Annotated in this window: 19 protein-coding genes; 7 read left to right on the top strand and 12 right to left on the bottom strand. The window is 52.2% G+C overall.

What is annotated here, in order from left to right; genetic code table 11:
- Positions 1–2: 2 nt before the first annotated feature.
- From BM258_RS01540 to BM258_RS01530, 3 genes are read right to left on the bottom strand one after another with little or no spacing between them, the layout of a single operon-like run.
- Positions 3–380, bottom strand: a complete 378-nt coding sequence (locus BM258_RS01540) for a Na+/H+ antiporter subunit C (RefSeq protein WP_090068144.1) — start codon at positions 378–380, stop codon at positions 3–5.
- Positions 381–387: 7 nt separating this feature from the next.
- Positions 388–798 carry a Na+/H+ antiporter subunit B gene (locus BM258_RS01535; protein WP_090068142.1) on the bottom strand — a complete coding sequence of 137 codons (411 nt, stop codon included), beginning with the start codon at positions 796–798 and terminating at the stop codon, positions 388–390.
- Entirely contained in the window at positions 798–3,200 is a 2,403-nt protein-coding gene (locus BM258_RS01530) for a putative monovalent cation/H+ antiporter subunit A (RefSeq protein WP_090068140.1), read from the bottom strand. The genes BM258_RS01535 and BM258_RS01530 overlap by 1 nt, the downstream gene beginning before the upstream one ends.
- Positions 3,201–3,706: 506 nt before the next feature.
- Here BM258_RS01530 and msrB point away from each other — a divergent pair.
- Together msrB and BM258_RS01520 are read left to right on the top strand one after the other, a co-directional pair.
- Positions 3,707–4,102 (top strand): peptide-methionine (R)-S-oxide reductase MsrB, encoded by a 396-nt coding sequence (msrB, locus tag BM258_RS01525; RefSeq protein ID WP_090068139.1) that lies wholly within the window; start codon positions 3,707–3,709, stop codon positions 4,100–4,102.
- A gap of 89 nt (positions 4,103–4,191) precedes the next feature.
- Positions 4,192–4,710: a DUF3592 domain-containing protein gene (locus BM258_RS01520; protein ID WP_090068136.1), complete on the top strand. Its 519-nt coding sequence runs from the start codon at positions 4,192–4,194 to the stop codon at positions 4,708–4,710.
- A 130-nt stretch (positions 4,711–4,840) separates the two neighbouring features.
- Here the strand turns inward: BM258_RS01520 and BM258_RS01515 are convergent, their stop codons facing one another.
- Positions 4,841–5,176: a 5-carboxymethyl-2-hydroxymuconate Delta-isomerase gene (locus tag BM258_RS01515; RefSeq protein ID WP_090068133.1), complete on the bottom strand. Its 336-nt coding sequence runs from the start codon at positions 5,174–5,176 to the stop codon at positions 4,841–4,843.
- A 275-nt stretch (positions 5,177–5,451) separates the two neighbouring features.
- On the opposite strand from BM258_RS01515, the gene BM258_RS01510 reads away from it, so the two are divergent.
- Positions 5,452–7,572 (top strand): S9 family peptidase, encoded by a 2,121-nt coding sequence (locus BM258_RS01510; protein WP_090068130.1) that lies wholly within the window; start codon positions 5,452–5,454, stop codon positions 7,570–7,572.
- 104 nt (positions 7,573–7,676) lie between these two features.
- Here BM258_RS01510 and BM258_RS01505 read toward each other — a convergent pair whose 3' ends face one another.
- Together BM258_RS01505 and BM258_RS01500 are read right to left on the bottom strand one after the other, a co-directional pair.
- Positions 7,677–8,777, bottom strand: a complete 1,101-nt coding sequence (locus BM258_RS01505; RefSeq protein ID WP_090068128.1) for a GNAT family N-acetyltransferase — start codon at positions 8,775–8,777, stop codon at positions 7,677–7,679.
- A gap of 368 nt (positions 8,778–9,145) precedes the next feature.
- Positions 9,146–10,660: a serine hydrolase domain-containing protein gene (locus BM258_RS01500; RefSeq protein WP_090068126.1), complete on the bottom strand. Its 1,515-nt coding sequence runs from the start codon at positions 10,658–10,660 to the stop codon at positions 9,146–9,148.
- Here BM258_RS01500 and BM258_RS01495 point away from each other — a divergent pair.
- The 3 genes from BM258_RS01495 to BM258_RS01485 all read left to right on the top strand — a co-directional run bounded on the left by BM258_RS01495 (position 10,659) and on the right by BM258_RS01485 (position 12,869).
- Entirely contained in the window at positions 10,659–10,877 is a 219-nt protein-coding gene (locus tag BM258_RS01495) for a hypothetical protein (RefSeq protein ID WP_090068124.1), read from the top strand. The genes BM258_RS01500 and BM258_RS01495 overlap by 2 nt on opposite strands.
- 100 nt (positions 10,878–10,977) lie before the next feature.
- Positions 10,978–12,069 carry a glycosyltransferase gene (locus BM258_RS01490; RefSeq protein WP_090068122.1) on the top strand — a complete coding sequence of 364 codons (1,092 nt, stop codon included), beginning with the start codon at positions 10,978–10,980 and terminating at the stop codon, positions 12,067–12,069.
- 200 nt (positions 12,070–12,269) lie between these two features.
- Positions 12,270–12,869 (top strand): superoxide dismutase, encoded by a 600-nt coding sequence (locus BM258_RS01485; RefSeq protein ID WP_090068120.1) that lies wholly within the window; start codon positions 12,270–12,272, stop codon positions 12,867–12,869.
- Between the two features lie 156 nt (positions 12,870–13,025).
- Here the strand turns inward: BM258_RS01485 and BM258_RS01480 are convergent, their stop codons facing one another.
- Together BM258_RS01480 and BM258_RS01475 are read right to left on the bottom strand one after the other, a co-directional pair.
- Positions 13,026–13,478: a hypothetical protein gene (locus tag BM258_RS01480; RefSeq protein WP_090068118.1), complete on the bottom strand. Its 453-nt coding sequence runs from the start codon at positions 13,476–13,478 to the stop codon at positions 13,026–13,028.
- Between the two features lie 321 nt (positions 13,479–13,799).
- Positions 13,800–14,657 (bottom strand): branched-chain amino acid aminotransferase, encoded by an 858-nt coding sequence (locus BM258_RS01475; protein WP_090068117.1) that lies wholly within the window; start codon positions 14,655–14,657, stop codon positions 13,800–13,802.
- Positions 14,658–15,095: 438 nt separating this feature from the next.
- Between BM258_RS01475 and BM258_RS01470 the strand changes: the two genes are divergently transcribed.
- Entirely contained in the window at positions 15,096–15,767 is a 672-nt protein-coding gene (locus tag BM258_RS01470) for a haloacid dehalogenase type II (RefSeq protein ID WP_090068115.1), read from the top strand.
- A gap of 81 nt (positions 15,768–15,848) precedes the next feature.
- Here the strand turns inward: BM258_RS01470 and BM258_RS01465 are convergent, their stop codons facing one another.
- From BM258_RS01465 to scpA, 4 genes are all read right to left on the bottom strand, one after another.
- A complete protein-coding gene (locus BM258_RS01465; RefSeq protein ID WP_090068113.1) occupies positions 15,849–16,322 on the bottom strand; it encodes a hypothetical protein in 474 nt (157 codons plus the stop codon).
- A 77-nt stretch (positions 16,323–16,399) separates the two neighbouring features.
- A complete protein-coding gene (locus BM258_RS01460) occupies positions 16,400–16,984 on the bottom strand; it encodes an LOG family protein (protein WP_090068111.1) in 585 nt (194 codons plus the stop codon).
- Between the two features lie 115 nt (positions 16,985–17,099).
- Complete coding sequence (locus BM258_RS01455) at positions 17,100–17,420, bottom strand: heavy metal-binding domain-containing protein (protein WP_090068917.1); 321 nt, start codon at positions 17,418–17,420, stop codon at positions 17,100–17,102.
- Between the two features lie 193 nt (positions 17,421–17,613).
- Positions 17,614–19,773 (bottom strand): methylmalonyl-CoA mutase, encoded by a 2,160-nt coding sequence (gene scpA / locus BM258_RS01450; RefSeq protein ID WP_090068109.1) that lies wholly within the window; start codon positions 19,771–19,773, stop codon positions 17,614–17,616.
- Between the last annotated feature and the right edge of the window lie 9 nt (positions 19,774–19,782).

Raw genomic sequence — 19,782 nt, 5'->3', positions numbered from 1 at the left:
CCTTAGTAACTGACAGGAGGCAGATCTTCATCTGCCGGTTCCGCGACACGCATCTGCGTTATGTCGTCGGTTCCCAACTCCTGATAGGCCCGATAGGCAAGCACGAGGAGAAAGGCCAGAAATGAGAATGAAATAACAATAGCCGTCAGGATAAGAGCCTGAGGCAACGGGTTGGCTGTCGGCATTGCGGGCACCGAAGCCCCTTCAGGGATGATTGGCGGCACCTCACGCATCAAGCGTCCACTCGTAAAGATAAGCAGGTTAACTGCGTTACTAAGCGCAGCAACCCCCAGCATGATGCGAATGGTATAGCGCGACATCATCAGATAGATGCTCACCGCGAAGAAGATACCAACGAGAATAGAAAGAACGCCTTCCATGGTCGCTTTATTCCTCTTCCAGTTTCAATGCGATGGATGTCAAGCTGCCCATGACCACCAGATAGACGCCGATATCAAAGAACATCGGGGTGGAGATAGCCACCTCTACCCCCATGATGGTGGGGAAGGTCCATTGACTGGTCATGAATGGCTGCGCTTCGAACATGGAAAGCAAGCCAGATCCGGACGAAAGCACCAAACCAAAGGCGGCCACAGAAATCGGGTGGAAATACAGTGCCCTGCGCACATATTCCACGCCGGCGGCGATACCATACATCATAAAGGCCGATGCAGCGATCAAACCGCCGATGAAGCCACCACCAGGATCATTATGTCCGCGCAGGGTCACGAAGATGGAGAACAGGATCATCAGGGCCGCCAGAAACGGGGCTGTTGTCCGAAAAATCAGAGTTTGCATTACTCTGCTCCTTTCTGACCAGAGGTCGCTTCATCAAAGCCGGAAGACTTATTCTTGAAAAACTTGCTTTTAAGCCCGGACCGCCCCGTGCCCAACGTAAGGGTATGCACACACAGAGCCGTGATCGTAACAACAGCGATTTCTCCCAACGTATCGAAGCCGCGGAAGTCAACGATGATAACATTCACGATGTTGCGGCCATGGGCGATGACACGGCTATAGTCAGTAAAGAAATCGCTCAGGTGACGATCAAACGCTCCCTGCGTAACAGACATGAGCAGCAGACAGAAGCCAAGTCCCACGAGAATCGACAAACTCGCATCAACCATCACTTGTTGTGGCGGCCGCTTGTCATGCTCCTTCAGCGAGAGACGGTTCATGATGAGGGCGATGATGACAACGGCCAGTGTCTCGACCATGAACTGCGTGAAGCTCAAATCAGGAGCGCCAAACAGCAGGAAGATCAACGCCACGGCAAAGCCTTGAATGCCCAGTGACACAATCGCCGTCAAGCGCGTCTTGGCGACGATCAATGCATATAGCCCCACGACCGCGAGACCAAGAGTGGACCATTCATAGATATAGAGATCAGGGAATTGGGGCCAGTCGGGCAATTCGTCAAAGACGATCATAGGCACGATCAACGCCAGCGCAATGGTGGCGAAGGTCGCAGCCAGATAGACCTCCATATTCCCGCTCTGCAACAGGCGCATCGTGCGTGCGGAGAAGCGAACAAGACCGGCGATAAAAATATCAAAGAAGCTGTCAGGCCCCTCCCCCAGTGTACGGATAAGCACACCGCGCGTTGATCTGATGGCTTCATATCGGAAATAGAAGCCCACCCCAAGAGCGATGGTGATGAGCGACAACATGAAGGCGAAATTGACATGAACAGCGCCGATGCCGATTTGCAGATGCCCATGATGCCCATGCACAGCATTGGCCATGGGGCGCAGAAGCTCCGCCCCCACGAAATCGCCAAACAGCATGGCCAGAAGGCCAAGGCTGGCAAGTGTTACCGGCCCGGCAACCAGAAGAACCGGTCCTTCATGGGCGTGCTTGGGGGTATGAACTTCCTCCCCGAGAAATGGCTTGAGTGCGACGACGAAAGCGGCACCAAACATCATCGCGTTGCCCAATACGGCGGCGAGCGTCAGCAACAAGGCAGGCAGGTTTGTACCAAGCAGGCCCAGATACATTTCTTCCTTGGCGATAAAGCCGATAAAGGGCCAGATCCCACCCATCGACAAAGCACAGGCTACAGCCGCATAGAAGGAAACAGGCATGGCATTGCGCAAACCACCAAGGCGCGTCACATCACGGGTTCCGGCTTCATGGTCGATGGTTCCGACAATCATGAAGAAGCCGCCCTTAAAGAGCGCATGCGCAAACAGATAGACCACTGCGCCGGTGATGGCGGTTTCATTGGAGGTCCCGACCAGCATCACCAATAGCCCAAGTGAGGCAATCGTTGTGTAGGCCAGTGTCAGCTTCAGGTCGGTCTGGCGCAGGCTCATCCATGTCCCCATGATCAGGGTGATCGCGCCGAAAATCGGAAGAATGGTCATCCAGAGCGTCGTGTCCCCCATGACGGGATGCACACGCATCAACAGATAAACACCCGCTTTGACCATGGTGGCAGAATGCAGATAAGCAGATACAGGGGTTGGCGCTTCCATGGCATTGCGAAGCCAGTAGTGAAACGGAAATTGTGCGGATTTGGTGAAGGCTCCGCCCAAGATCAAAAGCAGCATGGCACCATAGTGGCCATTGTCGCGCAGGACATCGCCTCTGGTGAGCAGTTCGCTCATCTCCATCGTGCCGCCAGCCTGATACATCATCAGCAATCCGGCCAACAGGGCCAAACCACCACCGCCGGTTACAATAAGGGCCTGCAAGGCCGCACGACGGGAGCGCTCTTCCTTGTGATTGAAACCGATGAGCAGAAATGACGTAATCGAGGTCAGCTCCCAATAGATGAACAGCGTCATCAGATTGTCGGCCAGCACAACGCCGATCATAGAGCCCATAAACAGGAACATGAAGCTGAAGAAACGCCCTTGGTCGGCGTGGCCCTTCATATATCCACCTGAATAGAGAATGATCAGGGTGCCAATACCGGATATCAGCAGCGCAAAAACCAGGCTGAGACCATCGACAAAGAGGGAATACTGGATGCCATATTGCGGCAACCATTCCAGCGGTGTGATATGCACTCCGTGACCGGAGGTCGCAACTGTTCCAATGAACTGGCACAAATAGACGAAAATGCCGGCAGGCATCAAGGCAAGCAGCCAGGCAACATTATGTCCCATCAGCCGCTTGAGATATGGAGCAACCACTGCTGCAGCAAAGGGAGTGGCCAATGCCAGATTGAGACCGCCACCGAATTCCAACGCCATGCGCTTTCCTCATCAAACTATCCAAATGGCCAACCATCCCTAAAAGAGCAGTTGACCTGACTTTAAGTCTTGGGATTACAGGGTCTATTTAAAAAAATAACCCATAAGCTCAAATTTTCCTGTGGAAAGTTGCGCACCCAAGCCTTCAAACGTTTCTTTATTGCGCCCCACTTCGAATCGCAGAAATTCTAACCAACCTATTATAGCGGTTTAGCAAGCAGTTTCCACCGCCCCTCACACCACATTACGGAACAACTGAACCGTATTGTAATCAAGCATCTTCCCAAACCAGCCGTGAAAACCACACGCCATGGCGTCATAGAAGAGATGGTGTTTCATACGCGATGAAAAACCAAATAAGCCTTAGCCTTTAGACTAGGCTTCCGGATACCTATATGATTCAACGTATCAGAACCATACAGTGAAAACCCGGACAAACAAGAAATTCGCGAAAGTTTAGCCGGTTATTTTTGCAAGATTTAAGTGTCTTGGTTGGGAGTCATGCTATGACAAAAGAATTAAAGAAAGAAGAAGAGTGGAAGCAATTACTAACCGATGAACAATACCATGTGATGCGACAACATGGCACGGAACGTCCTGGGTCCTCACCGCTCAATTTCGAGAATAGAACGGGCGAATATTACTGTGTTGCTTGCGGAACGCGTCTTTTTACATCGGATTCGAAGTTTGATGCAGGGTGCGGTTGGCCCAGTTTTTATGAATCAGCAGATGCAGAGGCCGTGACAGAGCATTCCGATCACAGTCTTTTTATGGAAAGAACCGAAATTCGCTGTGCAAATTGCGGTTCGCATCTGGGTCATGTCTTTGATGACGGCCCAATGCCGACCGGCCTGCGCTATTGCATGAATGGTGTCGCGCTGCGTTTTGAGCCGGAGGACTGACACGCAGATGAGCTTCCAACTCATTGGCAGCTTGCTTTTTGCGCCCTGCCCCTTAAGGTCGCCCTGTCTCGAACCAAGTGGAGGCTTCCATGAGCAAACCGGCTTCGTGCCCCAATGCATCCCCCTGTATCCTTAGCTATTTCATGCTTGCGATTTCTCTTGGGGGCTTCGTTTACGCAGGGTTGGGTTGGATGGGGCTACAACAAGCCCAAATTCCAGATAGCTGGCAAGCGACGCCCGGCCAGATTCTGGAAAGCCATGTGGAGTCTCTTACTCAGACCAAGGCCAACGGCAAGCCAATCGAGATGTTCCAGCCTCACGTTCGTTATCGCTATGAGGTGGACGGCTCTTTCTTGATTGGAGACCAGTTGAGCATTCATCATCCGGCACGCACCTTACGCGGTGTGGCGGAAACCGAAATTGAGGATCTGCCGCAAGGCACCAATGTCACGGTTCACTACAATCCGGCGGCACCCGATGAGGCTGTACTAAGGAAAGCTGACACAATCGGCCCCATGCAGGCCCTGTCTGCGGGGCTGGTCATTGCCCTGACAAGCCTTGCAATCGGGGTCATCTCCTTCCGCCGCAATAAACAAAAGGCTTCCTGATCCCGCAGCGCATTCGTCATAGCGGTTAGCCCGGTAGAAATAGAAAAGCCCAGCGCACAGGATCAATGATCACGGCACCGAGCTTTGTCTTTCTCACAAGAACTTTGCTGCGCAAAGAATAAAGTGCACCCTATGACTTGGTGTAGGTCGCCTTATCCATATCGATTGCTTCAGCGCTCACAGCGACATCCGCCTTGACCAGTCCAGACACCGCATCGAACAGGCTCTTGGTCAGTGTCTTCTTTTGCTCTTCGGTGCGACCGCCAAACATCTTGGCTTCCACATGCACAAATAGCTGATCAGAACCGCCGGTGACAAAATGCTCAATCGGCAATGCCCGCGCCTTGATCGCAGCAGGCGTGAACAGACCGGATTTTTCGGCAGTTTCCCAAACGGTTTGAACGATCTTTTTGATATCAGCTTGGTCTTCGAGTGGTTTGGCGTAGGAAATAACCATATGCGGCATAAGAAGGCTCCTTGTTCTTCTCTGGCAAAAGGCGGGAGAAATGGGTTGCCAGAATTTGTTGCCATATTGCTAGCATCTGCGCGAGAATTTGCAACATAAGACAGATCAAACCGGCCCGAATGCGTCTAAATAGGCCTTGTCTTAACAGGACCAAGTGAGTGAACCGTGCCAAAGAGCAGGCTCAGGCTCTCCTTACCTTGATTATCGCCCTTGCACATTCAGCATGAAGATCATAGGTGTAGTCTGGAATTATAGCCGTTTAACAAGGTCGTATAATGTCATCACAGAACAGGTCTTCTTTCACCAAAGCCGCTTTCCCCTCTCTCGCACCAAGAGCGGAAAAACGCGATCACCGTGTGACCAATCACGGGATCGAGCTTAGCGACGATTATGCATGGTTGCGCGCCGATAATTGGCAGGAGGTCATGCAAAAGGGGCGTGAGGTTCTTGACGATGATATCGAAGCTTATCTCGAAGCTGAGAATGACTATACGGTCAAGGAAATGGCCGACACCGAAGAACTGCAGACCAAGCTGTTTGAAGAAATGAAGGGTCGCATCAAAGAAGATGACAGCTCGGTGCCCGCTCCTGATGGCCCCTATGCCTATGGCACGCGCTATGTGCTGGGTGGTCAATATCCGCTCTATGTTCGTATCCCGCGTGAAGGGGGAGACGAGACCATTCTGCTGGATGGTAACAAGGAAGCGGAAGGCGAGGATTTTTTCCGCCTTGCGTCACTCTCCCACAGCCCTGATCACAGCAAGCTGGCCTGGGCCGTAGACACCAAGGGGTCTGAATATTTCACAATCCGCATTCGCGATCTCCGCACAGGCGAAGAAACCGCAGATCTGATCGAGCGTACCACTGGCGGCGTTGTCTGGAGCGAAGACAGCACGCATCTCTACTACACTTGGCAGGATGACAACCACCGGCCAAGCCGGGTTTTCCGTCACAAACTAGGCACAGAGCAATCCGCCGATGAACTGCTGTATGAAGAATCCGATGCCGGCTTTTTTGTCGGGTTGGGCAAAAGCCAGTCCGGCAATTATATCTTCATCGATTGCCACGATCACCAGACCAGTGAATGCTATTTGCTAAGTGCCAAAGACAATGCGAGCAAGCCCCGCCTCATCGCAGAACGCGAAACGGGCATTGAATATAGCGTCGATGAAGGTCAGGGCATTCTCTATATCCTGACCAATGCCGACGATGCAGAAGACTTCAAGCTTGTGACTGCAGCCCCGACAATGTCTGGCCGCATCCACTGGAAGGATCTCGTGCCTCATCAAGCCGGGCGGCTCATACTCAGCCATAGCATCTTCAAGGAATTTCTGGTTTGGATGGAGCGGGAGAACGGCCTGCCACGCATCCAGATCCGCAGCCTGCGCAATGGAGCGCAGCATGCCATTGCCTTTGAAGAAGAAGCCTATGCCCTCGGCTTCCACGGCTCCTTAGAGTTTGATACGGACACGGTCCGCTTCTCCTATTCGTCCATGACAACCCCAAGCCGGATTTATGATTACAACATGTCCAGCCGGTCACGCACCTTGCGCAAGGAGCAGGAAGTGCCGTCAGGGCATGAACCGGAGGACTATGTCACCCGCCGTTTGATGGCGCCTGCCCATGATGGCGAACTGGTCCCCGTTACCCTGCTCTATCGCAAGGACACGGCGCTTGATGGCTCCGCCCCCTGCCTGCTTTATGGCTATGGCTCTTACGGCATCTCGATTCCAGCCAGCTTCTCAACCACGGCTCTATCGCTGGTGGATCGCGGGTTTGTCTATGCTATCGCCCATATCCGCGGCGGCAAGGAAAAGGGCTTCGCCTGGTACACCAATGGCAAACGCGGAACCAAGACCAACACCTTCAAGGATTTCATTTCTGCTGGCGAATTCCTGGTCGCGGAAGGATACACCTCTGAAGGCAAGATTGTTGCCGAAGGCGGCTCTGCTGGCGGTATGCTGATGGGCGCGGTTACCAATATGGCGCCTCACCTCTTCTCCGGCATTCTGGCAATCGTGCCGTTTGTTGATGTGCTCAACACCATGCTTGATGACACCTTGCCGCTGACACCGCCCGAATGGCCGGAATGGGGCAACCCGATTGCCTCTGAGGAAGACTATAAATATATCGCGGCCTACAGCCCATATGACAATGTCACCGAGCAGGCCTACCCGGCGATCCTCGCCGTCGGCGGTCTAACAGACCCGCGCGTCACCTATTGGGAACCGGCAAAGTGGGTTGCGAAGTTGAGAGAGAAACGCACAGATGACAATCTGCTGCTGCTCAAAATCAATATGGGCAGCGGGCATGCCGGAGCATCGGGACGGTTTGATCGCCTCAAGGAAACAGCTCTGGAATATGCTTTTGCCATCAAGGTGAGCGGCAAGCTTTAGGCCTTCATTTTGACCTCCATGACATCGGAAAAAAGACCGCCTGCAGATCTCTGTCAGGCGGTCTTTTTTGGTTGAACGCAGGGTAGCTGGATCAACATGATGTTCTATTTTTTTCTGGCCATGGCAACCAGGCGCTTGGCGAAGTCCTTGACCGGTCCACCCTGCATATAGGTTTTCAAAGCAAGACGTCCAAGCAGCGTCATTGGCCTTGCCATCAAGCGCAATCTTGTCGGCTTGGCGCCAAAACTGCTTTTATATTCTTCATCCCCGATCGTGAAATCGATACGGGTGTCTCCCAACGCGACGCGATGGTCAAGAATATAGTCAATCAGTTGCAGCCCAGGAGACATTTTGTAATAGTCTCCTCCCTGCATGCCAGAGAGAATGAAATGATAGCATTGATCATGAATAAAGCCGAGTTCGATGCCGATGATGTCATCACCCACATAGAGCGCTGAAAGCTCGGATAATCCGGTTTCGACGCCCTCCAGCGCAACTGCGCTGTAGAATTCAAAATAACTGTCTTCCAAAAACAGATCATCAGAATAGCGATCTCGGCGTTGATCCTGCAACGCCTTCATAACAGCCTTGATGTCGTCTTCTTCTTTGCAGATCCTGAGTGAAACCTCTCCGATTGCGACGAGCTTTCTGTGTTTGCGACGCAGTCCGGTCCTGAGCTTATTGGAGAGAATTTCTGTTCGCCATTTCTCGTAAGGTGCCCAGATTGGCATGTCATGGCCAGATGAGGTCATGTCACCCACAATCACCTCGCCCAGCAGATGAGCGAGCATCTTGCTGTCGCCTTGCATCTTTCGAAAGAGGATCAAATGGCATGGCTTCAGCAAAGACACAATAACCTTGCTGATCTTTCCATCGCTCAAGAGCTCTTCTTCGAAGGCAGGATCATAGACAACAGCGTTATAGTCAGCGGTCCCGCAATCAGCAGGCTCAACACATGCCAACCCGAGATAGGAAGTGTGCAACAGCGGCAAGAGCAGACAAAGCTGGCCTGTGTCTTTTCTCCTTGCAGATATGATCAGTGGCCTGGCCCCTGAGTGGGGAACCAAGCGTCCGTAAAGCAACGCCAGCCATTGCGGGTTCTGAAAGACTGTGGCGTTGCTTGCCCCAAAAAGAGAGCAATAGTCTTCTCCTTCGAAATCAAACTCTGTATGAGTTTCGATTTCGTAGTTTTCGCTGAAAGGCACGTCCGGTCTCCTTCAGAATATTATAATATACAAAATTTGCGATATTTTAAATACCACAAATCTTATCGCGTTCAATGGGCCTTGTTTTTATGGATTTGTTGCCAAGTATATGTCCGAGAGAAGCTATAACATCCCTGAATTCAAACATATTCAAAACAAATATATGTGATACTATTTTTATCTAGAGCAAGACCTATGGATAGTATTATATAGCTGTAACGTTCACATATATTTAAAACCAAAGGGCGAGCTCGCAAAACTATTTCTAGCGACTTATTCACTCCATGCAAAACAACTGAATGCTGCAAAATTTCGCTAAAAACAGTCAAAAGCGGGCCTTTTCCATTCTTAACCTCACGCAATCGTGATCAACGAACGCGCTTATATTCGATCATGCGGGCACGGCTAAGAGCCAACTCAATGCGGTCCGTTTCAAGACAATTGAGACAAACGCGTTTGGTCCAGAGGCTATCAGTGATCGTGAACAGATAGCGTCCGCCCCCAATAGACGTGAGCGGAACGGTTTGGCGAATGGGGCCCACCCCCATTGTGAGGCTCCCGTTGGAAATCTCCAGAAACGCCCCTTCATCGCTGCGCCACAAACCATTGAGCTGATCACAAACAGTCTCAGCAGTTGCTCGAACCAAATGCCGGGGCACATAGCCAACCGTTCCGACAAGGGCCTCACCATCCCACTTAAGCTCCAACTGGGATGTGGCAGAACGGGTAGACACTTTGTTGTCGCCCTCTTCATATAGACCGCTGGCATCATCGAGCCATGTTGCGTTTCCATCTGCCACTTCGAGCCAGAAAGGACCTGTCTCTGCCACGTATAATCCTTCCGGAAGGCGTCTTGGTGCTGGCTTGGGCATGGGCAGATCGAGCAAGGCCGCCATGACACGCGAAGCAGTGTCGCGAGAATCCGCATCATCCCTGTTCGAGAGGAAGACAATGCCGGTTCCTGTTGGCCGATCCATCATGATATAGGCCTTGTAGCCGGGATGGCTGCCACCATGCCCGATCAAAACACGATCTCCCAGAAGGGTATCTGTAATGCCGAGCCCGTAGCCGGTGACTGTGCCGTTTTCGAGTTTTCGAGGAGCGGACAATTGATCAAGGATACCTGCCCATTTGCCTTTCCCAGCCATCAAAGTGCGCAGCCATTTGCTCATGCCGGAGGCCGATGTGGTCACACTGCCTGAAGCTGAAATCTGAAGACCGGCTGCCGACTGCAACCACGTGTTACCATCGAACCAATAGCCCGGGCATAGATCCTTGACGGGTTCTGCCCACACATGGGGGGCATCAAAGGCGGTGCCCAGCTCTGAATTGATTGTATCTTTGAGGAAATCCCGCAGCAGAACACCCTTGCGCTTGAGGATCATTTCAACCAGCCGGTAGCCCGTATTGGAATAGGACACCTCGGTACCGGCATCAAAGTTAAGCCGCCTCTGGCGCACCATGAAGGCATGGTTGGCTTCTTCGCTTGTCTCTGTGTAAACCGACAGGCCCAGCAGTGAAAGGCATTCACGCATATCTGGCAGACCGCCGCTCATATCCAGAGCCTGACCAACAGTCACGCTGGCGAGCGGCTCGCCAAGCTCAGGCAAATGCGCCCCGAGACGATCATCAACGGACAACAAATCAGGATGCTGAAGAACCAGAGTGCAGAAAAGATGCTTGGTAATCGAAGCAAAGCGGCCCACGGACTGATCTGAAAAGGCTTTGCCCGTGGAGAGATTTTCAAGGCCTGAGGCAACAGAGAGCCTGTCCCCTTCAGCGTCGAAAGCCACAATGACACCACCGGGCGCATCGGCGCCCCAGACTGAGCAGATTTCTTTGGCGACTCGTTCGGCTTGTTGCCAGTTTGGAGCAATGGTCATGGCATTTTCTTCTTTATTTATTGAAAAGCTGGTGTTGAATTCACGAGAGAGAAAGGTCGCGGATAAGCGATATATTTGGAATGTGTCAGGTCTGACGGCCTTCAGGCTCTGGCCTTCCTTCTTTTCGCCAATCGCAGAGCAGAAATCAAGCGATCAAGGGTTTTCCCAACCATTCTGTTGCGGCGCTTTGTTCAGCATTGCCACCTTGTTGCAGTAGCGCGGGAATTCTGTCATAGACTCAAAGGGTGGTAAGGATTGCCAAATGCAAGGGTTTGCCCGGTAGTCCTTTCAAGTAGACAACCACCGGAGACACAGGAATGCAGACGATGGATAGTCACGTCAATCCCGAGCAGCCGCGCAAATCACTGCTGTTTTTTGCGCCAGAGCGGAAGGATGCGGCTATTCTGGAAGCCTATGATATCTATCTGCATCACCTGACCCATTCCAAGCGCTTCGACATTACCATCATGGCCCCAAATGGCTCGCCATTTGCCGAAGATGCGCGCTCCATGGGCTACAATATGTATCCCGTCTCGGACTTCTCCCGAAAGCTGCTTCAACGCACGCCGCAGCTCTGGCCGATTCTGACAGCAACGCGGCGCTTTCGCTTCGATTTTGCGATCAGTCACGAAGCCTTTGCCTGCCGTGGATTGGGGCAGATCGCACGGAAGGTTATCGGCGTATGCCATGATGATATGCTTGATGGGTTCAAACATGCCAACCGTCTGGTGACTCTTACATCGAGCGTTTCGGAAGAGGCTGAGCATTTGTTCGAGGGCGAAGTCCCTGTAGATGTCATGCCCTACCCTTACGAGACCCAATTCTCAGAAATCAAGCCTCTGCCTTCGGCTGAAGACACCCCCTTGACGATTGGTACGAGTGGCCCCTTCGAAGAAGGCGACGGACTGGGTACCTTCCTTCATGCAGCCCAGCTGCTACACCAGAGTTGTCCGGATGTTAAATTTGTCATCGCCGGGCAAGGCCCACTGGAGCATGAGTTGAAGGAACTGGCAGATCATATCGCTCCCTTTGTAGAATTTATGGGCCCGATGGACGCAGCAGAAATGGCAGAGGCCTTCGATCTTTATTGCCTGGCAGCAGCCAATGCCCCTTATTCCTTTTCCCTTTGTCAAATGATGGATGCGGGCATCGCTTGCGTTTCCACTTGCGCCAGCGGCCCGATGGATATTCTGAAAGGCGGCATGGTTGCGCCACTGGTTCCCATCGGAGATGCGTTTCTTCTCGCCGTCAAGCTTCAGGAGCTATTGGAAGATCGGCCCCAGATCGACAGAATCAAGCAAGCCTGTTTTGAGCGCATTCGCGAAGAAGATTTTTCTCCAAGAATTTTTGAAGAAAAACTGATTTCCCTGTTCGGCATGGAACAAAAGGCTTCCTCGCGCATTGCTTGAGAAGATGGTAGGTTGCTTAACCTATCTGACCAGGAATTTTTGGTCTTCCGCAACCTGAAAGTTTGTGAATTTGGTGCTGTTTCAAGAAAATGCGTTTGGCTCCCCTTGTGGTCATAAGCAATAACCATTATTTTTGATACATATCAAAATTCCACCGACTTTCCCGCCGGTAGCCCTTTCAATTAAATGGAGATATTTCAATGGCTTTTGAACTTCCCGAACTTCCATATGCCTATGACGCTCTTGGCGATTTCATGTCTGCAGAGACCCTCGAATTCCACCACGACAAGCACCACATGGCTTACGTCACCAACGGCAACAACCTTCTCAAGGACTCCGGTCTGGAAGGCAAAAGCCTTGAAGATGTGATCAAGGAAAGCTTCGGCAAAAATGCCGGTCTCTTCAATAACGCAGCTCAGCATTACAACCACGTTCATTTCTGGAAATGGATGAAGCCTGTTGCCAAGGAAGGCGGCATTCCGGGCGCTCTGGCAGCCAAGATCGAAGAAGATCTCGGCGGCATGGACAAGTTCCGCGCTGACTTCATCAATGCTGGTGTTACCCAGTTCGGTTCCGGCTGGGCATGGCTGGCTCTGGTAGACGGCAAGCTTGCTGTGACCAAGACCCCGAATGGCGAAAACCCGTTGGTTCACGGCGGAACACCGCTGCTTGGCTGCGATGTTTGGGAACATTCCTATTATATCGACTATCGCAACGCGCGCCCGAAATATCTTGAGGCTTGGTTCGACAATCTGGTCAACTGGGAATATGTAGCCGAGCTTCTCGAAGCCGCTTCCTGATATCGCTCAGAGACGTAAGGGGCGCGTGGGTTGCCTATCGCTCACCACTAGCCCGTAAAGATAAAAAGAAACCCCATCTCATCGAGGTGGGGTTTTCTTTTTGACGATCAATTGTCTTCAGACAATCATGAGGGCAGTGCGCTCACGCAGAGAAGATTACAACCCTCTGCGGCATGGACTGATGGAGGCAAAAATCGGATATTCCGTTCGCTTCCAGTAGAGCCAGTTCTGGCAATCCTTTTTGGTGCGGAAGCACCCGATATCATCGAACTCAACCCTGCGCGGACCGACCGAGAAGAAAAGATCGTCATCTTCCACTTCCTTGGCCCCGACATGGCGTCCCCACCACACGCGGGATGCGCCGATTTTCTTGGCAAGCATCAGGCATTTGGACGGTTTCGGATTGGGGCGAATATTGTGGGCGTTGCCGGTGGTAACCTGCTTGGATGGCCTGGATGAAGCGGCCTGCACAAGCATTCCCAGCCCTTGGGGGGCACTATCCGAAGACGCGCCGGATGGGAATGCACTGGCTGCGTCAATAATGGGCAGCACAAACGCAATCGACAGGCTTGCAACAATCAGAAACGATAGGGGTCGTTTGCTTTTCATCATTTTGCTCCTGACGGTGATCTCCTGCCCAGATCTTGAAAGGCAATTTTTAACCCTTCCTGATCCGGCTAAGCATCTTTAACACGCCCATCTCAACCTTACTTGTGCTCTGGGCAGAGCCATCAAATGGAGGCTATCGAATTTGAGGCGGGCATATATTGCTGATGCCTATTTCTCTTTAGCTCACTCAGTAAGCCAGTAAAATGTCAAAAGCAGGGCAAATCACAACACTTAACCACTATCGGAAATCTGGAAACAAAAAAGGGGAAGGTCAATCCCTTCCCCTTAAATTTTCAGGACCTGCAGGTTACCCCGCACCCCTTATTTCTTGAACGCGAATTCCCAGTATAGCTCACGCGCCTTCTTGGCGATCGGGCCATGGTCATATTGACGATCATCAAATGCCAGGATCGGAACAACCTTGGAGTAGTTGCCGGTCGAGAACATTTCATCCGCTTCGCGGCAGTCATCAAGGGTCAAAGAGCATTCGACGACGGTTTCGCCGGCGTCGCGCAGCAACTGGATTGTGCGCTGACGGGTAATACCATTCAGGAAACTGCCGTTGGGAACGGAAGTCTTGACGATACCATCCTTGACGATGAAGAAGTTGGCGGTTGCCAGTTCGGCCACGTTGCCAAGCATGTCGCAGACAATGGCATTGTCAAAACCCTTGTCCATGGCCTCTTTCAGGCAACGGGCATTGTTGATGTAAAGACCGGATGCCTTGGCGTTGGTTGGCATCGTCTCAAGGGTCGGACGACGGAATTTGGTGGTGGTTACACGGGTGCCATTGTTCGGATCAGGCATCTCTGCATCAAACAGCGTCAGGCAGAACTCAATGTCATCTGGATCCACATTGATCACGGACGCCAAGCTGCCAAGGCCCCAATAGGTCGGGCGAATATAAACAGCGCGACCGCCAAATTTCTGACAACCTTCAGCAGCCAGTTCCATGATTTCGCCGGTCTTCATGGTCGGCTTCATGAGAAGGGTTTCGCAAGAGCGATTGATACGCTCACAGTGGCGATCAAGATCGGGCATCACGCCTTCGAAATAGCGGGCACCGTCAAATACGGTCGAGCCCTGCCAGAATGCGTGTGCGCGTGGGCCCATCATCGCCGGGTTGCCTTCGAGCCATTCGCCTTTATACCAAGTCCAAGTTTGTGAAAATTCTGCCATTGAAATATTCCTTGCTTTTATTTCCTCTCGCTCGCTCCCCTATCCATAGCGGAAACCCGACAATCTTGAAAAAAAGTCTCGTGAGGCAAACTGTCTCATTTTGATTGGGGCTGATTGAACCGGGTTCAAGGGGTGGGAGCTGGATGACTGCAAGCTAGATGGAAACCATAAAGCAGCCTCAGGTCAAGCCATTCCTTGAGCGGAGTGCAAATAGATGAGGTTCATTCTTATAGGCCCAAAATCTGCAAAAAGCGATACATATTGTTCATCAAATCAATAAAAATCTTCCCGATAACTCTGGAACATATCCTGTGATCACACGTTGCATTCTTATAACGCCTGTGCAAATTATAGGGCCTCACTTCAGTTGCGAATGGTGCAAATTTACCCGGACGACTTTCGTGGCCTATCCAAAAGACATTTCAAGGAGAAAAAAGCATGGCTGGCTCAGACGCATGCTCAATTTATGTATTTGATGCTTATGGAACCCTTTTCGATGTGCATGCTGCCGTGCGTCGATATTCAGACCGACTCGGCCCCAACGCAGCGCATCTTTCCGAAATCTGGCGGTCAAAGCAGCTTGAATATAGCTGGGTGCGCGCCCTCACCGGCCGCTATGTCGATTTTTGGACACTGACAGAACGCGCCCTCGATTTTGCCTATGAGCGCATTCCAGATGCTGATCGATCCATGCGTCAGGCCTTGCTGGACACCTATCATGAGGCCGATGCCTTTGAAGATGTTCGCCCGGTTCTTGAAGAATTAAAGGCCCGCGACGCGCAATTGGCTATCTTGTCAAACGGCACCCGCAAGATGCTGGACGCTGCTGTCGCAAAAAACGGCTTAGGCGACCTTTTCGACCATATCCTGAGCGCCGATGATGTGAAGACCTATAAGACCCAGTCATCGGTTTATGATCTGGCCATGACAGCGTTCCGCTGTTTCCCAGAAGCCATTTCTTTCCAGTCTTCCAACCGTTGGGATGTGGCTGGCGCGACGGCTTACGGTTTCCGCACGGTCTGGATTAACCGCACAGCCGATCTGGATGAATATCGCGATCTCTCCCCGGTTGCCCAGTTCAAGGATCTGAAAGGCCTTTTGACCTTGTAGAAGAAAGCAAGTTTGAAGTATTCAAAGAGCCCCTCTTGTCTCAGGTCATACAGACCATGACAAAAGGGGCTTTTTGTTATTTTACAATGCCTTTCCAAGCACCCAAAAAGTCTCCCCGCCTCTTTCAAAGGCTTCTATCTCGGAATAGCCTCGCGCTTCAAACCAGCTTCGCTCGTCTGCATGCACGAAGATTTGATCGTGGCCCAGATCCAGAGCTAGAGCTTCAACCTGATCGCTCAGAACAGATTTCAAAGCTTCCTGATCCTTGACTGCCGGACTGATTTTCACGCCAGTCTGCCAAGGTCCCAGCTCTTCAAAGGCCTCCAACTCGGCTGCAAGCAAAACCGCAAGACCTGCAATCTTTCCCTTCTGATCGCCTTCATCAAAGAGCGCCACGATCCCATCTTCCTGTTCACCATCCAGAGCGAGTCGACGGAAGGCTGCTATGCGCATCTCCAACCCCTCGCCGCTGTCATCACCAGAGAGCGTTGCATGAAAGCTGGCGCATTGCTCGACGATGGCGGGACAATCGGACAATCTTATAAATTCAACCATAAATGCCTCTTTCTGGTCAGGACCAAAAGTCTGCGTCACATCGAAATGCTACCATGCCAAAAGACAGACACGCTATCCTAGAGAGCATCATCTTTTGGAATCCATTTGCCAACCTTCGGGGCGGCATAGTTTTCCAGACGGTCGAATAGCCGTGCAATGTCCGTTTCGACAATTAGCATGTCTCGATGCTCATGCTTGACGAAAGCATCTTCTGCGGTACGATCCAGAAACCGGATGAGATCATCATAATAGCCAGCAACATTGAAAAGCGCAGAAGGCTTTTCGTGCCAACCCAGCGTGGCCCAGGTCCACATCTCGAACAGCTCATCCATCGTGCCAATGCCGCCGGGAATCGATATGAAGCCATCGGAAAGCTCTTCCATCAGCTTTTTGCGCTCATGCATGCTTTCCACCAAATGCAGTTCGGTTAGCCCCTTATGATCTATTTCCTTGGCTTTGAGCGCATCAGGCAGGATACCGATCACCTTGCCCCCTTCGGCCAAGGCAGCATCGGCACAGGCACCCATCAGTCCAGCAGAAGACCCGCCATAGACAAGACCATAGCCGCGCCGCGCAATCTCTTTCGACAGATTTATGGCAGCTTCTTCGAATTCTTTTCTGCGCCCCCAACTGGAGCCGCAGAAAACACATAGATTTTTCATCTGATTGTCTCACCTTTCAAGACGCCCGTCCCTGCGACCGCTTCAAAGGACGCCTCACGCACCGGATAGCGTTGGCTATTGCCGGATATATTCAGATGAGAGTATCGACGATTCGTTACTCAATGACGACAGCTGTTCCAGAGGCAGCCACCATCAGCATAGAGCCTTTGTCGCCAACGGTTTCATAATCGACATCCACGCCGATGATCGCATTGGCGCCCAGACGATGGGCGTGCTGGGTCATTTCATCAAGCGCGATTTCACGAGCGCGCTGGAGCTCGGATTCATAGGCGCCCGAACGCCCGCCGACAATATCCCTGATGCCTGCAAAGAAATCCTTGAACACGTTGGCGCCCAGAATGGCTTCCCCATTGACGATGCCCTTGTAATCGCGAATGACGCGGCCCTGTACGCTGGAGGTGGTGGTAATAAGCATGAAATATGAGTCTCCCATTGGATAGATCTTCAACAAGTGGGGAGCGCATCACAAGAGTCAAGAAAGAGGCCGCTATTTCCTGCCAAGACAGCCTGTCGCAGCTCAGGTAATGCATGTCATCAGATCGAAAAAGAGGCCACCCAAAGGGCGGCCTCTCTTTATGTCAAATTGCTTGAAGCAAAGCGCATTGCGCTTATTCAGCAGCGTCCTTGGTGTAGCCAAGGCGTTTGTTGAGCTGACCGATGAGATCGATAGCAGCTTCAGCAATAACCGTTCCCGGAGGATAAATGGCAGAGGCGCCCGCAGCATAAAGCGCATCATAATCCTGCGGCGGAATAACACCACCAGCAACGATCATGACGTCCGGACGACCTTCAGCAGCCAGAGCATCACGCAGAGCCGGTACGAGGGTCAAGTGACCAGCAGCCAACGAAGAGGCAGCAACCACATGCACGTCGTTCTCGACAGCCTGACGGCCAGCTTCTTCAGGGGTCTGGAAGAGAGGTCCGATATCAACGTCGAAGCCAAGGTCAGCAAAGCCGGACGCAATAACCTTCTGGCCGCGATCGTGACCATCCTGGCCCATTTTTGCGATGAGGATACGAGGACGACGACCGTCGTTTGCTTCGAACTCATCAACCAGTTTGGAGACTTTCTGTACGACGTCGGACATGGCACCAACCTCTTTACGATAGACACCGGAGATGGATTTGATTTCGGCGCGATGGCGACCGTAAACTTTTTCCAGTGCGTAGCTGATTTCACCAACAGTGGCTTTAACGCGCGCTGCCTTAACGGAGAGATCAAGCAGGTTGCCAGTGCCCTGCTCGGCTGCTGCGGTCAGGTCAGCAAGAGCCTGATCCACTTCACCCTGATCACGTTCAGCTCTCAGGCGAGCCAGTTTGTCGAGCTGCTGCTGACGAACAGAGGTGTTGTCAACCTGCAGCACTTCGATGTCTTCTTCGAAGTCTGGCTTGTATTTGTTCACGCCAACAACAGTCTGGGAACCGCCATCGATGCGAGCCTGAGTTTTTGCAGCAGCTTCTTCGATGCGCAGTTTAGGAATACCGGCTTCGATGGCTTTTGCCATGCCGCCAAGGCTTTCAACTTCCTTGATGTGAGCAAGGGCTTTTTCAGCCAGCTCAGCGGTGAGTTTCTCAACATAGTGAGAACCGCCCCAAGGGTCGATGACTTTGGTGGTCATGCTTTCCTGCTGCAGGAACAGCTGGGTGTTACGAGCGATACGTGCAGAGAAGTCAGTCGGCAGAGCCAGCGCTTCGTCAAGAGCGTTGGTATGCAGAGACTGGGTATGCCCTTGCGTTGCGCCCATAGCTTCGATCGCGGTACGCCCGATGTTGTTGTAAACATCCTGAGCGGTGAGCGACCAACCAGATGTCTGGGAGTGGGTACGCAGGGAATAGGACTTCGGATTCTTCGGATTGAACTTCTCTTTGACGAGTTTAGCCCAAACCAGACGAGCGGCACGCATCTTGGCAACTTCCATGAAGAAGTTCATGCCGATGGACCAGAAGAAGGACAGGCGCGGTGCGAAAGCATCCACATCCAGACCGGTTTCCACGCCAGCACCGATATATTCCAGACCGTCAGCGATCGTGTAGGCCAGCTCAAGGTCAGCCGTAGCACCAGCTTCCTGCATGTGGTAGCCGGAGATCGAGATGGAGTTGAATTTCGGCATATTCTGGGACGTATAAGCAAAGATGTCCGAGATGATGCGCATGGAAGGATGCGGTGGGTAGATGTAGGTGTTACGAACCATGAACTCTTTCAGAATGTCGTTCTGAATGGTCCCGGCCAGTTTGTCCTGAGAAACACCCTGCTCTTCTGCGGCGATGATATACAGCGCCATAACAGGAAGAACAGCACCGTTCATGGTCATGGACACAGACATCTTGTCGAGCGGAATACCGTCGAACAGGGTGCGCATGTCATAGATGCTGTCAATCGCAACACCGGCCATGCCAACGTCACCAACAACGCGCGGATGGTCTGAGTCGTAACCACGGTGCGTTGCAAGGTCAAACGCGATGGACAGGCCTTTCTGACCAGCTGCAAGGTTGCGGCGGTAGAAGGCGTTGGAGTCTTCAGCGGTGGAGAAACCGGCATACTGACGGATCGTCCATGGGCGCTGTGCATACATGGTAGGATATGGGCCACGCACGAACGGGGCCAGACCCGGCCAGGTGTTGAGGAAATCATATTTGGAGATTTCGCTCTCGGCATAGGCGTCTTTTACGTCGATACCTTCCGGCGTGTGCCAGAGGGAATCACCAGCGGTCACAGAAGGGCTGGCCGCCTTGAATGCTATGTCGGCAAAGTTAGGGATCTTGCTCATAATTCCAGC

It is taken from the genome of Cohaesibacter marisflavi (assembly GCF_900115225.1).
Classification (GTDB): domain Bacteria; phylum Pseudomonadota; class Alphaproteobacteria; order Rhizobiales; family Cohaesibacteraceae; genus Cohaesibacter; species Cohaesibacter marisflavi.
The sequence above is the reverse complement of the archived record's forward strand: the minus strand, read 5'-3'. Positions and strand labels throughout refer to the sequence as shown.

Excerpts from the sequence above, each read along its gene's own strand:
- BM258_RS01530 (WP_090068140.1), bottom strand. The coding sequence starts at position 3,200 with ATGGCGTTGGAATTCGGTGGCGGTCTCAATCTGGCATTGGCCACTCCC.
- BM258_RS01535 (WP_090068142.1), bottom strand. The coding sequence starts at position 798 with ATGCAAACTCTGATTTTTCGGACAACAGCCCCGTTTCTGGCGGCCCTG.
- BM258_RS01540 (WP_090068144.1), bottom strand. The coding sequence starts at position 380 with ATGGAAGGCGTTCTTTCTATTCTCGTTGGTATCTTCTTCGCGGTGAGC.
- BM258_RS01490 (WP_090068122.1), top strand. The coding sequence starts at position 10,978 with ATGCAGACGATGGATAGTCACGTCAATCCCGAGCAGCCGCGCAAATCA.
- BM258_RS01510 (WP_090068130.1), top strand. The coding sequence starts at position 5,452 with ATGTCATCACAGAACAGGTCTTCTTTCACCAAAGCCGCTTTCCCCTCT.
- BM258_RS01500 (WP_090068126.1), bottom strand. The coding sequence starts at position 10,660 with ATGACCATTGCTCCAAACTGGCAACAAGCCGAACGAGTCGCCAAAGAA.
- BM258_RS01495 (WP_090068124.1), top strand. The coding sequence starts at position 10,659 with ATGGCATTTTCTTCTTTATTTATTGAAAAGCTGGTGTTGAATTCACGA.
- BM258_RS01465 (WP_090068113.1), bottom strand. The coding sequence starts at position 16,322 with ATGGTTGAATTTATAAGATTGTCCGATTGTCCCGCCATCGTCGAGCAA.
- BM258_RS01485 (WP_090068120.1), top strand. The coding sequence starts at position 12,270 with ATGGCTTTTGAACTTCCCGAACTTCCATATGCCTATGACGCTCTTGGC.
- BM258_RS01455 (WP_090068917.1), bottom strand. The coding sequence starts at position 17,420 with ATGCTTATTACCACCACCTCCAGCGTACAGGGCCGCGTCATTCGCGAT.
- BM258_RS01520 (WP_090068136.1), top strand. The coding sequence starts at position 4,192 with ATGAGCAAACCGGCTTCGTGCCCCAATGCATCCCCCTGTATCCTTAGC.
- msrB (WP_090068139.1), top strand. The coding sequence starts at position 3,707 with ATGACAAAAGAATTAAAGAAAGAAGAAGAGTGGAAGCAATTACTAACC.
- BM258_RS01480 (WP_090068118.1), bottom strand. The coding sequence starts at position 13,478 with ATGAAAAGCAAACGACCCCTATCGTTTCTGATTGTTGCAAGCCTGTCG.
- BM258_RS01515 (WP_090068133.1), bottom strand. The coding sequence starts at position 5,176 with ATGCCGCATATGGTTATTTCCTACGCCAAACCACTCGAAGACCAAGCT.
- BM258_RS01460 (WP_090068111.1), bottom strand. The coding sequence starts at position 16,984 with ATGAAAAATCTATGTGTTTTCTGCGGCTCCAGTTGGGGGCGCAGAAAA.
- scpA (WP_090068109.1), bottom strand. The coding sequence starts at position 19,773 with ATGAGCAAGATCCCTAACTTTGCCGACATAGCATTCAAGGCGGCCAGC.
- BM258_RS01475 (WP_090068117.1), bottom strand. The coding sequence starts at position 14,657 with ATGGCAGAATTTTCACAAACTTGGACTTGGTATAAAGGCGAATGGCTC.
- BM258_RS01470 (WP_090068115.1), top strand. The coding sequence starts at position 15,096 with ATGGCTGGCTCAGACGCATGCTCAATTTATGTATTTGATGCTTATGGA.